The organism is Xanthocytophaga flava, from assembly GCF_030068545.1.
Classification (GTDB): Bacteria; Bacteroidota; Bacteroidia; order Cytophagales; family 172606-1; genus Xanthocytophaga; species Xanthocytophaga flava.
Genome location: NZ_JASJOR010000024.1, coordinates 66,118 through 81,847, shown reverse-complemented (window position 1 = coordinate 81,847; position 15,730 = coordinate 66,118). Strand labels below are relative to the sequence as shown.

At 38.6% G+C, this 15,730-nt stretch carries 12 protein-coding genes and 1 tRNA gene; 12 read left to right on the top strand and 1 reads right to left on the bottom strand.

Going from position 1 to position 15,730, the window contains the following annotated elements; all coding sequences use genetic code 11:
• Nucleotides 1–33: 33 nt before the first annotated feature.
• Nucleotides 34–1,395 carry a (Fe-S)-binding protein gene (locus QNI15_RS28100; RefSeq protein ID WP_314001522.1) on the bottom strand — a complete coding sequence of 454 codons (1,362 nt, stop codon included), beginning with the start codon at nucleotides 1,393–1,395 and terminating at the stop codon, nucleotides 34–36.
• A gap of 122 nt (nucleotides 1,396–1,517) precedes the next feature.
• Between QNI15_RS28100 and QNI15_RS28095 the strand changes: the two genes are divergently transcribed.
• From QNI15_RS28095 to QNI15_RS28040, 12 genes are all read left to right on the top strand, one after another.
• Nucleotides 1,518–1,590, top strand: a tRNA-Phe gene (locus QNI15_RS28095).
• A gap of 598 nt (nucleotides 1,591–2,188) precedes the next feature.
• Nucleotides 2,189–4,273 (top strand): VWA domain-containing protein, encoded by a 2,085-nt coding sequence (locus tag QNI15_RS28090; protein ID WP_314001374.1) that lies wholly within the window; start codon nucleotides 2,189–2,191, stop codon nucleotides 4,271–4,273.
• A gap of 465 nt (nucleotides 4,274–4,738) precedes the next feature.
• Nucleotides 4,739–6,868: a TonB-dependent receptor plug domain-containing protein gene (locus tag QNI15_RS28085; protein ID WP_314034961.1), complete on the top strand. Its 2,130-nt coding sequence runs from the start codon at nucleotides 4,739–4,741 to the stop codon at nucleotides 6,866–6,868.
• 35 nt (nucleotides 6,869–6,903) lie between these two features.
• A complete protein-coding gene (locus tag QNI15_RS28080; RefSeq protein ID WP_314001378.1) occupies nucleotides 6,904–7,305 on the top strand; it encodes a hypothetical protein in 402 nt (133 codons plus the stop codon).
• Nucleotides 7,306–7,357: 52 nt separating this feature from the next.
• Nucleotides 7,358–7,966, top strand: coding sequence for an HmuY family protein (locus QNI15_RS28075; RefSeq protein ID WP_314034959.1), 609 nt, complete (start codon nucleotides 7,358–7,360; stop codon nucleotides 7,964–7,966).
• Nucleotides 7,967–8,198: 232 nt separating this feature from the next.
• On the top strand, nucleotides 8,199–9,050 hold the full coding sequence (locus QNI15_RS28070) for a heme/hemin ABC transporter substrate-binding protein (RefSeq protein ID WP_314034957.1): 852 nt from the start codon (nucleotides 8,199–8,201) through the stop codon (nucleotides 9,048–9,050).
• Nucleotides 9,047–10,129 (top strand): FecCD family ABC transporter permease, encoded by a 1,083-nt coding sequence (locus tag QNI15_RS28065; RefSeq protein ID WP_314034955.1) that lies wholly within the window; start codon nucleotides 9,047–9,049, stop codon nucleotides 10,127–10,129. The genes QNI15_RS28070 and QNI15_RS28065 overlap by 4 nt, the downstream gene beginning before the upstream one ends.
• Nucleotides 10,130–10,180: 51 nt before the next feature.
• Nucleotides 10,181–11,071, top strand: coding sequence for a heme ABC transporter ATP-binding protein (locus QNI15_RS28060; RefSeq protein WP_314034953.1), 891 nt, complete (start codon nucleotides 10,181–10,183; stop codon nucleotides 11,069–11,071).
• 60 nt (nucleotides 11,072–11,131) lie between these two features.
• Entirely contained in the window at nucleotides 11,132–12,157 is a 1,026-nt protein-coding gene (locus QNI15_RS28055; protein WP_314034951.1) for a hemin-degrading factor, read from the top strand.
• 106 nt (nucleotides 12,158–12,263) lie between these two features.
• On the top strand, nucleotides 12,264–12,767 hold the full coding sequence (locus QNI15_RS28050; RefSeq protein WP_314034949.1) for a Fur family transcriptional regulator: 504 nt from the start codon (nucleotides 12,264–12,266) through the stop codon (nucleotides 12,765–12,767).
• A gap of 48 nt (nucleotides 12,768–12,815) precedes the next feature.
• Nucleotides 12,816–13,154 (top strand): DUF6686 family protein, encoded by a 339-nt coding sequence (locus QNI15_RS28045; RefSeq protein WP_314001390.1) that lies wholly within the window; start codon nucleotides 12,816–12,818, stop codon nucleotides 13,152–13,154.
• Nucleotides 13,155–13,270: 116 nt separating this feature from the next.
• Nucleotides 13,271–15,727 carry a TonB-dependent receptor gene (locus QNI15_RS28040; RefSeq protein ID WP_314034947.1) on the top strand — a complete coding sequence of 819 codons (2,457 nt, stop codon included), beginning with the start codon at nucleotides 13,271–13,273 and terminating at the stop codon, nucleotides 15,725–15,727.
• The last annotated feature ends 3 nt before the right edge of the window (nucleotides 15,728–15,730 follow it).

Below are 15,730 nucleotides of genomic sequence, written 5' to 3'. Positions count from 1 at the left end.
TATGTAAGCAATCATACACACTGAATTGTTATTTTATTGACCTGATTTGAGTTGGTCTGCCCAATTAAATCTATCTGATGGAGAGAATTTCCAGGGAGCCATATTATTCTCTTCATTTGAAAACATAGCATTCCATGAACCTGGAGCGGAAGACTCTTCCATAATCATATAGCGACGTAACTCAAGGATGATATCTAGTGGACTAATACTTACTGGACATACTTCCACACAGGCATTACAGGTGGTACAGGCCAAAAGTTCTTCACGTGTTATGTAGTTATCCAGCAAAGATTTTCCATCTGTAAAAGCCTCTTTACCCGATTCTATTTGTTGTCCAACCTCTTCCATACGATCCCGGGTATCCATCATGATTTTACGTGGGGACAAAAGCTTACCCGTAATATTAGCTGGACATTCGGAAGTACAACGGCCACATTCTGTGCAACTATATGCATCCATCAGATTTTTCCATGAAAGATCATTGATGTCTTTGGCTCCAAAGCGACCAGGAGTTGCATCAGCAGATTCTGTACTTACCGAGGTGTCAGTGCTACCATTGGTTGTTTCTGGTAAGCCCAGCATCAGACGAACTTCTTTGGTTACAACAGGCATGTTGCGCATTTCTCCTTTGGGAAGGAGGCGGGCAAAATAGGTGTTGGGAAATGCCATTGCAATATGTAGATGCTTGGAATAGGTAACATAAATACCAAAACCCAGAATACCCAGAATATGGAACCACCAGGCAAATCGTTCATACACGACTAACGATGTTGTATCCCAACCTTCAAAAAGGCTGGATAGAATGCCACTAAACCAGAAAGAACCTATCCCTGCAATATTGTAATGTTCTACTCCTCTTTCACGTAATACAGTATCTGATGCATTCCAGGTAAGAAATGCCAACATAAGCAGAATTTCAAATGTCAGAATCAGATTGGCATCTGTAAGAGGCCATTTGGTCAGTTCCCGTGCATGAAGACGTTTGACACGTAGTATATTCCGTCTTATCAGAAAAATAGCACAGACTACAATTACTCCCACCGCTAAGAACTCAAAGAAGTTAATTAGAAATGTATAAAATCCTCCCAGGATAGGTGCGAAAAGCCTGTGTGTACCTGCAATACCATCTATGATTATTTCCAGTACTTCAATATTAATGATTAGAAATCCTACATAAATCACAAAGTGCATTAATCCTACTAGTGGGCGGTCAAACATTTTCTTTTGACCAAAGGCAATAAGAAGTGTATTTTGCCAGCGTTGAGATGGATTGTCTTTGATGACTTCATCTTTACCCAATCGAATGTTCTGGATAATCCTTCTGATGCGTTTGTAGGCAATGTATCCTACAGCTGCCAAGCATATGATGAAAATAATCTGTTCGATCATAAAAATTATAAATAAATAAGTTGTTGATAGTCAGATTTTTGTACTTTTTCCTGAAAAAAAATATAAAATTTATTTACAAAAGTTTTGCATCTGAAAAAATATCCTCTACTTTTGCATCCTCATTCGGCGGTGATGTAGCTCAGTTGGTAGAGCAAAGGACTGAAAATCCTTGTGTCGGCGGTTCGATTCCGTCCATCACCACTCCAACCCTCTAACTTTAAAAGTTTAGAGGGTTTTTTATTTTTATCGGCTAAGTTAATTAATTCCATATCCGTGTAGTGTCTTACTAGTATATGTATTCTATCATTATTCCAGACAAAAGTAGTACTTTTTTTAAATAATTGGTATGCTTGCATACTTTTTTTGTGTGAAAGATTCTATCTTATTGACAGATAGAAGAATTGCCTATAGTCAAATAAAAAAGGATTTTCAAAAAATCTATTCCTATTAAGAACATTATAGTATTAGTTGACAAATGAGATACTTTCGACTATTTCATAATGTGTCACAACCAATAGGATTAGTTTTGGAACGTGAATCTTGCATTAAGACAAAATCCAATCAATTTGATATAAAGGTAAGATACATATTCTGCTTTCCGTTTATAGAAAGTTTCTTTGAGCATGAGAGTTTTTTGATTTTTTTAGACTAGGAAAATAATTTTATCAGGAATTAGTTAGTAGTTTTAAAAGGTAGTTCCTAATATGTCATTTATCTGAAGGGTAGTAAAGCAATAAACAAGTGTAAAAAGAATTGACAAAGACTACCTGTTATCAGTGAATTCTAAAATTTTGAGCCATTGGATCGTTTTCAGATTACAACTTCCGCATCTCCCTGGTTTATTATAGTATGTCTGGCTGTAGGTGCTATTTATGCATTTATTCTATATCAGAAAAAGCCTATCTGGGGAGCACAACTAAACTGGGCATTGGCTGTTTGTCGCTTTGTTGTAGTAAGTGTCTTATGTTTTTTATTAATGGGTCCTTTGGTTCGGCAGTTCATGCGTATATATGAAAAGCCATCTATTGTAATAGCCATTGACAATTCAGAGTCTATTAAGCTTACAGGAGATAGTACTGCTTTAAATCAACAGTTACAACAAATCAAAGACTTGGCGGGAAGGCTTCAAAAGAGTAATGTAGATGTTGAAGTTCAGATGCTGGATAAAAATACAGAAGCTACTTCTTTGAATAGTGGCCAGTTTACACAAGCAGCAACTAATCTGAGTCAGTTGCTCAATACCGTTCAGAGTAATTATGAAAACCGTAATTTAGCCGGAGTTGTCCTGTTCTCAGATGGTATTTATAATCAGGGTATTTCACCTGAGTATCAACCTTATAATTTTCCTATTTATCCCATTGCAGTTGGAGATACAGTGCCTCGCAGAGATGTAAACCTCAAGGTATTATACTTTAATAAAATCACCTATCTGGGAAACAAATTTCCTATTGTGGCAGAGATTCACAGTAACGGATATGCTGGCAAGGTAGTAAATGTTAATCTGAAACAGAACAACAAAACCCTGGCTACGAAAACGGTTTCTTTTACAAAAGAGAGAGAGATTCAGGAAATTACTTTCTACACTGAAGCAAACGTAAAGGGTATTCAACACTTTGTAGTAGAGATATCTCCTTTACAGGGAGAATTTACTTTGCAGAACAATGTCAGAGATGCTTACATAGAAGTAATCGATGGAAAAGAGAAAATCTTACTTGTTGCGGCAACTCCGCATCCGGATATCAAAGCTATTAAATCTGCTCTTGAGAAGAATGACAATTATGATCTGGATATTGTTATTGCTGGGCAAGGCTCTCCAAAAGAACCCCGTTATGACGTTGTGATTTTGCATCAGATACCAGATAATCTGGGTGCTGGAATAAACATTGTGAAAAAATTTCTGGATCAGAAAGTCCCTGTGTGGTATATTCTAGGTAGCCAAATCAATATACAGCAGTTTAATAATATCAATAATGCGGTCAAGGTAGTTGCCAGAAATTTTCAGACCGACCAGGTATTCCCTTCATTTAATACTAACTTCTCTATTTTCAAATTTGAAGAAAGTAATGCGGCTGTATTACAAAAGATGCCACCTATCACAGTTCCCTTTGGTGATTTCCATCTTATGCCCAATTCAGATGTAATTCTCTATCAACGAGTGGGAAGTGTAGTGACTAATAAGCCTTTGTGGATAGTTAATACTAACTCAACTCAAAAAACAGCTGTTATGTTGGGAGAGGGATTATGGGAATGGCGCATGGAAGAATATAATCTTACAGAAAATCAGGTTTCTGTTGATGAACTGATTAGTAAGACCGTACAATACCTTTCTTCAAAAGACGATAAACGTAAATTACGTGTATATCCGGTTACAGATGAATTTCTGGATACCGATCCTGTTGTTTTTGAAGCAGAAGTTTACAATGATATTTATGAGAAAATCTATGGACAGAAAATAGATCTTCAACTTACAAACGCTGAAGACAAAGTATCATCCTATTCGTTTACTACTGCAGAAGGAAATTCCCGGTTTGAGTTAAGTAGTTTGCCCAAAGGCGTGTACCAATACAAAGCTTCCACTACTCTGAAAGGTAAGAACGAGCAGGTGAGTGGCGAATTTGTAGTAAAGGATCAACAACTTGAAGCATTGAACACCACTGCTGATCATGGTTTATTACGTAAGCTGGCATCACAAACCAAAGGACAATTTTATCAGGCTAACCAGATTAACCAACTGGTGCAGCAATTGACTACTGCTCCTCCTCCAGAACGTGTTCAAAGCAGAGAAGAAACATTGGAAATGATTAATCTGAAGTGGTTATTTTTTGTATTAGTGTTACTCGCTACTATTGAATGGGGAACGCGTAAATACATGGGTGCCTACTAAACAATATATCTGTAATTACAGCATTATAAAGATAGTTTGATTACAGATATATTCTCTTATTATATTCTTTTTATTTCCTGATGAGCACCATATACCAGAGACTATTTTTTATAGCAAATAGTCTCTGGTGAGTTACTTTATTGCTTTTGTGCTTCTCCTCTTATTTAGTTATATAATATCTCAACAGTCCTATAGCTCAAATAGGCGTGTCTGCAAATACTTTTTATATTTTCAGGCCTTCTATAACTCTCCTTCATCTGGAAGGAACTCCTCAAAGTGGACTAACTCATTTCCCCATTATAGGTCATCAAAAGTAAAGTTGCTGTTTATCAGCATTGGTACTCACTTGAGGTGATGAGCCAAATTCCAAATAAGTATCTTTTATTTAGAATAATTAAAAATAACTTGCGCATGTGCGAGTGCCTCTCTAAGTTTGTGATGTTTGGAATTAGTCTAAATAAGCTTATGAAACGCCCACGACTCTGTTTACTGTTCTTTGGAAGTTTATTATCCGTTTATACTTCTTGGGCTCAGTCACAAAAAGCAACTGAAGGAAAGAAAGTAAGTAAGATGGATAGTATACAGCAGCTTCAGGAAGTTGTGGTAACGGCTACACGAAGTGAACGTCAACTGGGTGCACTTCCTATGCCAGTGATAGTAGTATCTGGTAAGCAGATTCAGAAAATGGGATCTTTGAGATTGAATGATGTATTACAGGAGCAAACAGGTCTTATGCCTGTTACAAATCATGGCAATGGAATTCAGATTCAAGGTTTTGATCCTGACTATACATTGATATTAGTCGATGGGGAACCATTAATAGGACGTACTTCCGGTACATTAGAATTGTCCAGAGTAACAGTTGGTAATATCAAACAAATTGAAATTGTAAAAGGTCCTGCTTCCAGTTTGTATGGTAGTGAAGCATTGGCTGGGGTTATCAATATAATTACAGAGAAACCTGAAGGGCTAAAAGGTTCGTTAAAAGGTCGGTATGGAACCAACGAAACAATTGATATTACAGGTGATTTCTCCTATAAGTATAGAAAACTGGGTGTATATGCTTTTGTTAATCGGTATCATACAGGTGGATATGACTTCACACCTGCTGAGTATGGCAATACTGTAGATCCTTTTACTAACTATACCTATAACACCAAGCTGACTTATGATTTTTCTAGTAGAGTAAAACTTTCACTTTCTGGCCGATATTTTACAGAGTCTCAAACATCTGCTTCTGTTGTTTCTTTAGAGGGAGCCTCAGATACAATTAGCGGTACAGGCAAAGTGACAGATTGGAATATTAATCCTACACTGATAGTAAAGTTTGCACCTCAGTTTAAGACAAACTTCCGTTTGTATGCTTCCCGCTACCACACATCTTCGCTACTCAGCTATGAAAAAGATAATTCTGTATATGACGAAACTTTCTTTACACAAACATTCTTACGACCAGAAGTAATCGCTGAGTTTTCTCCTGTAAAGAAACATACAATTACTTTTGGTGGTGGTGGTACCAGTGAATCTGTTTATGCTACCCGTTATACAAGCAAAAAGCATTTTTCAACTGTATATGGGTTATTTCAGTATGAATGGCTAGCTAATAAAGATCTGACTTTAATTGCAGGTGGACGTTTTGATCATCATAGCTTATATGGTGGACAGATAAGTCCAAAATTATCTGGTCAATATGAAATACTTCCCTGGTTAGCCTTCCGTGCCTCATTGGGTACAGGTTTTAAGGCTCCTGATTTCAGACAGGTATATCTCAACTTTACTAATTCAACAGTCGGGTATTCCGTATTCGGGATTGAAGAGCAGAAAGCGGGTATTGATACCTATGAGGCACTGGGGCAAATCGCACGCTACCTGGTAGATTCAACATTGCTAAACCAGACAGGCCGACTCAAGGCTGAACGATCTGTGGCGTATAATGCCGGATTTAAAATTACTCCAATCCCACGTGTAATGGGGAACATAAACTTTTTCCGGAATAACATCCAGAATCTGATAAATACCCGTCCTCTTGCTGAAAAAACAAATGGACAATACATCTATGGCTATCAGAATATATCCCGTGCTGTCATGCAAGGCATTGAAACGGATTGGACGTACCAGTTGAATAAACATCTTTCTGTATCGGCAGGCTATCAGCTTTTGTATGCCTATGACCAAGACGTACTGGATCAGATTGCTGAAGGCAAAATATATATCCGTGATCCTAAAACACTGAAAACTTCCCGAATGAAGAGAAATCAGTATGGTGGGCTTCTAAATCGATCAAGACACTCTGGCAATATTAAGTTCTTCTATGAAGATTCTAAAACTGGTATTTCTGGTAGTCTGCGGGGGATTTATCGTGGTAAATATGGCTTAACTGATACAGATGGCAATGGAGCCTTGAATGAGGGTGATGAGTATGTAAAAGGATACATGCTCTGGAATATTGCTATGGCTAAAACATTCCGAAAGATGATGACTGTACAGGCAGGTATTGATAACCTGTTCAATTTTCAGAATACAGCACAAATTACAACGATTCCTGGAAGGATTGTGTACGCAAGTTTGCAATTCGTACTAGCGAAGAACCAATAAACTATTTAATCAACAAACGAAACCAGCGAATACAGATGGTTTTAATTACAAAAGATGACCAGACTGCCATTACTCAAATTGAATTTGGCAAAAATATAACAGTGCTGGATACAGAAGGGTATCTGTCTGTATCACAGATGCTAATTGACAAGAGACAGCCTTTTGGATTATTGTTTCATTATACTGAACAGTATCTGAAACACGATAGACTGGCCCTACAAATCCAAGATGGATGGTTCAAAACACATGCATTACCTGCACATGTTAACTGCTTTGGACTAGCTGTAGTCGCAGAGACAACAGAAAATCTTGGGTATGCAAAACATTTTCAGCAAAAGCTGATAAAGAAATTTTCGGGTTGCCAGACTACTTTTTTCAAGACAGTGACTGAGGCTGAAAACTGGCTGATGCTTCAAAAACAGACACTATCTGCATAACTCTAAAGCACTGAAGTAATTTATAATTTATCATACAAACCTCGTTTACTTTATGAAAAATCCAATTGTTGCATCATCTCTTCTTTTACTGGTAAGCTTTTCTCTTATTTTCTCTTCCTGTAACAATGACGATGATGATCCAACACCCGCAGCACCTCTGGAAGCAACCACTTTCAAAGATCTGAATGCAACATCTGCAAAACTTTATACTTTCTTCAGTTTTTCAAAAGGAGATACTATTTCTCGGGCAGACTCGGCTACTAATAAATGGGATATTGCTTTCATGTCAACTAAAGTCATTTTTAATTCCGGAATAAGTGGGCCGGGAAATGCAGCTCTTAGTTTGCAAAATGGTGTCTTTGATGAAATTACTGTTGTGTCTGATACAATGACTTTTAAACAGGATAGTCAATCCGGGTTAGCACTTACAAAATTGTCTGATAAAGGTTGGTATAACTATAATGGAGAAACTCATATTATAACACCATTACCAGGAAAAGTACTTGTCATTAGAACTGCTGACGGTAAATATGCTAAGGTAGAGATTCTAAGTTTTTATAAAGGAGCACCTGCATCTCCTGATGCTACTAAAACAGAGGAAACAGGATTCTATACATTCCGCTATATATATCAGCCTGATGGTACTAAGACACTCGAATAAGCTACTGATAACTACTTTCCTGATATAGCATTTCTCAGGAGAGTAGTCTAAAAATATAACATTGTTTGGTTAATAGATATAGGTTTTCTTCATATCAAAAGCTAGTAAACAAGTTAAACTCAATGAGATTATACCTGTTTTTCTTTTATACATCCGAATTGGTTTATAAAAGATCTGGCACTGATAATAGGTCTTAAAGCCTGAAAGAATCAACATTTCCCATTTACACTATATGAAAAAAATAGTTCAATGTTTGCTGGTAGTTGCAACCCTGTTTATGGGCTCTGCAACATGGGCACAACAGAAAATAGTATCCTTGAATGGTGCTGTGACAGAGATTTTATGTGAACTGGGACTGCAAAATCAGATTGTAGGAACAGACATCACCAGTAACTATCCTGCGGAAATGCAGAAAAAGCCAAAAGTTGGTCATAACCGTACTATTGGAGCTGAAGCTGTACTGGCTTTGCAACCTACATTAATCGTTGGGATCAAAGATAAGGATGGAAAACCGATTGATATTAAGCCCGAACTGGTTGGACAGTTTCAGTCTGCAGGAATAAAAACGATTCTATTTGAATATGACTACTCAATTGATGGAGCCAAAAAACTGATTCAGGGAGTAGCTGAATATTTCAATCAGAAACAGAAAGCTGCTGCCTTGATTAAAAAGATTGACGAACCATTGGCAAAGGTAAGGAAACCTGCCAAAGCCCCTAAAGTTCTCTTTATCTATGCACGTGGTACAGGTACTATGCTGGTAGCTGGTTTACATACAGCACCTAAAACGATGATTGAACTGGCTGGTGGACAAAATGCGACCAATGATTTTGAAAACTTCAAACCACTGACAGCAGAAGCGCTGGTAGCTGCTAATCCGGATGCTATTTTATTATTTGATAGTGGCCTGGAAAGTTTAGGAGGTATAGATGGACTGCTGAAAGTACCAGGAATCGCTCAAACCAACGCAGGTAAACACAAACGCATCTGGCAGATGGATGGACAGCTCTTAACGGGATTTAGCCCAAGAGCAGGACAGGCAGTTTTAGAGCTGAATACTAAAATGACACAAATTACGCCATGAGCATTACTGCCGAAAAACCTGCCACAAAGCTTATACAAATAGGAAAGCCTTTTCAACAATCAGTAATTCTCACATTACTGGTTGTTGGATTGGTTGTTTCTGCCTGTATATCTGCTTGTGTAGGTGCGGTAAAGATTTCTTTATCTGAGTTGTACTACATACTTCTGAATCAGTTGGGTATAGCTAATCAGCATTTTGAGGAGCAACAACAACTGATTCTAACTGTCATTCGATTACCAAGAGTATTACTGGGTGTAATGATTGGTGCAGTATTGGGGATTACTGGTGCCGCTATGCAGGGGTTATTCAGAAATCCATTAGCAGACCCTGGCCTTATCGGAATTTCTTCAGGTGCTTCCTTGTTTGCGGTGTCTGCAATTGTTTTAGAACTAAAGATTCTTAGTGATTTGTCCGGCTGGGTAGGATTATATGCCCTATCTGCATTTGCCTTTGTGGGTGCTTGTCTGGCAACCATTCTTGTGTATCAGATCTCCAGATCCGGAGGCAAAATCCATATCTCCACTATGCTTCTGGCTGGTATTGCTGTCAATGCGCTGACAGGAGCACTAACAGGTCTGTTAATTTATCTGGCCAATGATGCACAGCTACGAACCATTACCTTCTGGAGCTTGGGTAGCCTGGGAGGGGCAAACTGGCCTGTAGTATGGGTGTTATTGCCTTTTGTTTGTATAACCTTATTTGGTCTGCCCAGATTGGGTAAGGCCTTAAATGCCTTTTCACTAGGTGAAAGTCAGGCCGAACATCTGGGAATTAATGCTGCCAGTTTGAAACGTCAGGTAATTCTCTTTTGTACACTTGGAGTAGGAGTCTCTGTTGCTATGGCTGGCCTTATTGGTTTTGTAGGATTGGTTGTGCCACATATGATCCGATTACTAATTGGTGCCAATCATAGGCTGGTATTACCAGGCTCTGCTTTGTTGGGAGCTATTGTATTGACGCTGGCTGATTTAACTGCCCGTACCATTGTAGCGCCAGCCGAGTTATCCATTGGTATTCTGACAGCTTTGCTGGGAGCCCCCGTGTTTTTGTATATCCTTTTAAAGGAACATAAGAGATAATATTTAAGCTAATTACCTGTTTCAATAAACTATTTTAAATGCACTTTACACATGATTAATGTAGAAAAAGTCGGATACCATATTGCTGGAAGACCTTTATTACAGAATGTGTCCTTTGTGGCAGAGACAGGACAATTACTGGCTATTGTCGGAGCAAATGGCGCAGGAAAATCAACCTTGCTGAAAATTCTGAGTAAAGAATTAGCACCAGATTCTGGTAAAGTAGAGATGAGAGGTGAGAATCTGAAATCAATTCGTAACAATCAGTTAGCTCGTTTTCGGGCAGTATTGGCACAGAATAATGCATTGGCTTTTAACTTTAATGTATCTGAACTGGTCATGATGGGGCGCTATCCTCATTTTGATGGCAGCCCTTCCAAACAAGATCATGAGATTGTAGAGTATGCTTTACAACAGACAGATATTACACATTTAAGAGACAGGATATTTCTTACACTTTCTGGTGGAGAGCAACAGCGGGTATTGCTGGCTAAAGTTCTGGCTCAGCTTACAGATATAGAAGATATATATGGTCTTCCTCACCCTGTACCTCAGCCTAAATACTTGCTTTTGGATGAGCCAATTACAGGGTTGGATTTGTATCATCAGCATAATCTGTTGGAGATTATCCGAACACTTACTCTCCGTAACTTTTGTGTGATTGCTATTCTGCATGATCTGAATTTGACTATGAAATACGCAGATAAAGTTTTGATTCTTAACAGTGGGAAGACAATAGCCTTTGGAAAACCAGTTCAGGTAATGACACCTGCCAATATTTTTTCTGCCTTCCATATTCCGGTAGATATCATTCATCCTCCTGAATATACTCATCCTTTTATTGTCCATAGTCGGTCTTTTTCTGAACAACCAATGCTGGAAGAAAAATGGGGAAGATCCAATGGACAATCCCTGGGATTTACCTATAAACTGAATCAATAATATGATCAGAGGATAACTATCACCTGAAATTTATTTATACATCTTAATCTTTGTATATCAATGCTGACAACTGAATTATCTCTGAGAGATCGATATGAAAGTTTTAAAAACGAAAATCCTAAAGTACGGATTCGTGATGCTGCCAAGCAGTTGAATGTTAGCGAAGCGGAACTTGTAGCTACGGGACTTGGCAATACAGCTACTCGTTTGACTGGCGATTTTCGGGACTTAATGAAAGAGGTGCCAACCCTGGGACAAGTGATGGCATTAACTCGCAACGACTCCTGTGTTCATGAACGGCATGGTGTGTATGAAAAGGTGTCTTTTAAGGACCTTACAGGATTAGTGCTGGGAGAAGACATCGACCTACGTTTATTTATGCAGCAATGGCAATTCGGTTTTGCTGTCAATGAAAATGACAGGTTAAGCCTTCAATTTTTCGCTCGAAACGGAGAAGCTGTCCATAAGATTTATATGACTGAGCATAGCAATCTGGAAGCGTATAATCAGCTGGTAGACAAATATCGTGATGCAGAACAGTCTGATATACTGGAGATCTCTCCAAAGCCAGAGCCTACTGCTGAATTGCCTGATGCGGACATTGATGTTGATGGATTTCAACAGGCCTGGATTGCTATGACAGATACCCATCAGTTTTTTGGATTACTGAAAAAATATCAGGTTTCCCGTACACAAGGATTGCGTTTAGCTCCTAAAGGATACACACGCCTAATTTCTTTAGAAAGTTTGCGTAGCATTTTTCAGTCCGCTTCTGAAAGCAATTTGCCTATTATGATTTTTGTGGCTAGCCAGGGATGTATTCAGATTCATACAGGTACTATTGAACGCCTGATGCCAACAGGCCCCTGGTTTAATGTACTGGACCCTATGTTTAATATGCACTTGCGTGAAGATCATATTCACCAGATATGGGTCACCCGCAAGCCAACTGAAGATGGCATTGTGACTGGTCTGGAATTATTTGACAAAGATGGAAACAACATTGCTCTCATTTTTGGAAAGAGAAAACCAGGTATACCTGAAAAAGCAGAATGGACTCAACTGGTAGAATCTTACCAATCCTGATAGGAAAACAGGCAAAAGCCCTATTTACTGTTAATTCAGTAAGGGATGCTTTGATTATGTCTGTTCGTACTACTATTGAAATTTTTCTCAGCGACTCATCAACACTATGGATCAGCCCTTACTGAAAAAAAGACTACTGGAGATCAAAGATATTTTTACTCAATATCTGGAAAGCCAGCAGCAACGCAAAACTCAGGAAAGATATAAGATTCTGGAAGAGATTTATGTAAGTGACAAACATCTTACAGTTGATGATCTATATCAATTACTAATAGAGAAGAAGTTTCGGGTTAGTAAAAGTACTGTATATAATACACTTGATCTGCTGGTTACATCAGGATTGGTTCGAAAGCATCAGTTTGGAAATCACCTTACTGTGTACGAAAAATCAATAGGATCTCGTCAGCATGATCATCTGGTATGTCTGGATTGCCACAAGCTTACTGAATTCTGTGATCCTCGGGTGCAGCTTATTCAGAATATGGTAGGCAATGTACTTCATTTTGATATTCATCAACATGACTTATTACTGTATGGGCATTGTATTCAGGAAAATTGTCCGCACAGATTGGTAGATATGCTTCTGGCTCAGAATAAAGCAAAGGAATGACAAGAGTATATCTGAAACATATTTAATTAAAATTAAATGTAATTGCTTATGTGTCAAACTAATTCACTAAAACTGCTGGTGCAAGCACCTAATGGATATATCGGACGCTGTGAAGGCTGTGGATATTACAATGTGGCATACAAAAATATGCTGTTTATTTTCAGTGAAGCAGAATTGATCTCTTTCCAGCAGGTTCTGTGTGAATTTATAGGAGGATGGTGTCTGAGTTATCCTACTTCGCTGGGGAAAGAAGTAGGATTGAAAACGCCAGTTCCACACTTCTATCTGATGTTTTCACATAAGGAATACGAAGAGTTACATACCATGCTTGAACAAACCAATTTTTGGTTTGATACACGCCATAATGTTAACAAAAATCTAAACTAATACTTTGTGGAGTTCTGTGCCACTCTCTGGTATTCCTCTCACTCATTGAATCGTCAAAGGGACAGACTATCTCCGGATGGTCTGTTCCTTATCTCTAAAGTAATAAACCACAAAACATGAAATTCATTTTTACATTTAGCCTACTCTTATTTACACATATTGTTTTTGCTCAGAATGGTATACTGTCTGGTACCGTGTCCGATGTGAAAGGGAAACCTATAGAATTGGCCAGTGTTACATTAAAGAACACTAAAATAGGTGTGTCTACTAGATCAGATGGTTCCTTTACACTATCAGTACCAGCTGGCGATTATACAGTATTGGTCTCAAGTATAGGCTACAAAGTATACCAGCAACCTGTGCTTGTTAAAGATAATGAGACTGTAACTTTATCTATCTCATTAAACGAAGCTGCTGAGACATTGCAGCAGGTTGAGATTACAGGTCGTAAAGAAACCACCTATAAAAATGACGCTACATTTGTAGCTACTAAGTCTTCCACTCTAATAAAAGATATTCCTCAGTCTGTAAGTTATGTGACTAAGGAGATATTACAGGATCAGGGAGTTTTCAGAGTAAACGAAGCTGTAAAAAATATAAGTGGGGTGAGTCAGTTTACGTTCTATAATGATCTTACCATCAGAGGACATCGGGTGAGTGGAAATGATAACTATGGTTCATTGGTAAATGGAATGCGATCATTTGCCAGCTTCTGGAAGCAAGGGCTTACACCACACCTGGAACGAATTGAAGTACTTAAAGGGCCTGCCTCTGCCTTATATGGAAATACTTCTCCTGGAGGAAGTATAAACCGGGTTACTAAAAAACCTCTTGCTGAAAAACGTCAGTCATTGAACTTTCAGATGGGCAGCTTTGATACATTTCGTGCAACAGCTGATTTTACAGGACCCATGAATGAGGATAAAACGTTGTTGTATCGTTTAAATCTTGGATATGAAGATGCCCAGTCATTTCGTGACTTGCAATTTGATAAAAATGTCATTGTTGCTCCTTCCTTTACATTCCTTCCTACTGAGAATACTCGTGTAAATTTTGATCTGGTATATCAGCAATCCAAAGGTCGTTTGGATCGGGGACAAGCAGTGTTAGGAGATGGAGATATTTATTCGTCCTCTATCTCCAAATCATTGAGCCGGGTCAACGACTATCTGAAAGAAAGTTCTTACCTGGTAACAGTATCGCTTAATCATCGCTTTTCCAAAGCGGTAAGCTTTAATATGGCTTATATGAAAGCTGGCTTTGAGGAAGATCTGCTGGAACATCGTTCGGCTAATACCTATGGAAAAGATAGTGCGGGGGTAAATATTCCTAATCTTGTAGAGATGCAGGTTTTTATCCGCAACCGTAAATGGCACAATGATAATCTGACCAGCTACTTTAATATAGATTTTAGAACGGGACCTCTGGAACACAAAGTTGTAGCAGGTTATGACTATGCTCAGGAAGTACTGGCTGCTGGTGGATCTCAGCTTGTCGCAAGAGGTTATCGGAATGCGTCTAATACAGGAGCTATTAATAGCTATGATCCGAAGAAGAAGTCTAACTATCTGCTAGATGCTAAGGGTAATCCAGTGCCCAATGTAGCACACATGGATTTAACAGCAGATAATCCATACTACCTGGCAGATATGAGTAAGTACTTTTATTCACGTACTGATTATGCACCAACCCTTTACTCTTCTCAGGGAGTATATATTCAGGATCAGATCCGTTTCAGACGCTTTCAGTTGTTGTTAGGGTTGCGTCAGGATTATTTCACAGATATTCTGGATTATAAATTATCTTCTGAAAAAACAATTAAACAATCTGCTTTGATTCCACGGGTAGGCCTTGTGTATACAGTGAATGATCATATCAATGCGTATGCAACGTATGTAGAAGGATATCAGCCACAACTGGCTACTACAATTGCTACTCCTAATGCTGGTGGACCTTTTGATCCGCTGATTAGTAACTTAAAAGAAGCGGGTCTGAAAACAGAGTGGTTCGGGAAACGATTTCTTGCCAATCTTTCTGTCTATCGGCTAGAGGTTAACGGGGCATTGTATAATGCGGGAGATACTTCTAATCCAGATTTACTTTCTCAGATAGGACAGGAGGTATCCAAAGGCGTAGAGATAGATCTGCTTGGACAGATTGCTCAAAACTGGAGCCTTTCTGTATCCTATGCTTATAATGATGCAACATTTACCAAAAGTGCCAACCCAGAAGAAGTAGGAAGACAAAAGCCGAATGCTCCTAAACATCAGGGTAATATATGGACAAAGTATGTGATTGCCAATGGTCCGTTAGCTGGACTGGGTGTTGGATTCGGGGCAAACTTTGTTACTGAACGTTTGGGATCAATTGTGGCTGCAGGTGCAGAGCCTTTCATTCTGCCAGGATATGAGTTGATTAATGGTGCCTTATATTATCAGGTTGCTAAATTCAGAATTCAAGTCAATGCCAATAACTTGGCTAATAAAACACATTGGGTAGGTGGATATGATCGTATCCGGTTATTTCCTGGTTCACCCCGCAGCTTTCTGTTAGGAGTAGGTTATACATTTTAATAT

Excerpts from the sequence above, each read along its gene's own strand:
- QNI15_RS28070 (WP_314034957.1), top strand. The coding sequence starts at position 8,199 with ATGAAAAAAATAGTTCAATGTTTGCTGGTAGTTGCAACCCTGTTTATG.
- QNI15_RS28050 (WP_314034949.1), top strand. The coding sequence starts at position 12,264 with ATGGATCAGCCCTTACTGAAAAAAAGACTACTGGAGATCAAAGATATT.
- QNI15_RS28085 (WP_314034961.1), top strand. The coding sequence starts at position 4,739 with ATGAAACGCCCACGACTCTGTTTACTGTTCTTTGGAAGTTTATTATCC.
- QNI15_RS28045 (WP_314001390.1), top strand. The coding sequence starts at position 12,816 with ATGTGTCAAACTAATTCACTAAAACTGCTGGTGCAAGCACCTAATGGA.
- QNI15_RS28055 (WP_314034951.1), top strand. The coding sequence starts at position 11,132 with ATGCTGACAACTGAATTATCTCTGAGAGATCGATATGAAAGTTTTAAA.
- QNI15_RS28065 (WP_314034955.1), top strand. The coding sequence starts at position 9,047 with ATGAGCATTACTGCCGAAAAACCTGCCACAAAGCTTATACAAATAGGA.
- QNI15_RS28060 (WP_314034953.1), top strand. The coding sequence starts at position 10,181 with ATGATTAATGTAGAAAAAGTCGGATACCATATTGCTGGAAGACCTTTA.
- QNI15_RS28040 (WP_314034947.1), top strand. The coding sequence starts at position 13,271 with ATGAAATTCATTTTTACATTTAGCCTACTCTTATTTACACATATTGTT.
- QNI15_RS28075 (WP_314034959.1), top strand. The coding sequence starts at position 7,358 with ATGAAAAATCCAATTGTTGCATCATCTCTTCTTTTACTGGTAAGCTTT.
- QNI15_RS28080 (WP_314001378.1), top strand. The coding sequence starts at position 6,904 with ATGGTTTTAATTACAAAAGATGACCAGACTGCCATTACTCAAATTGAA.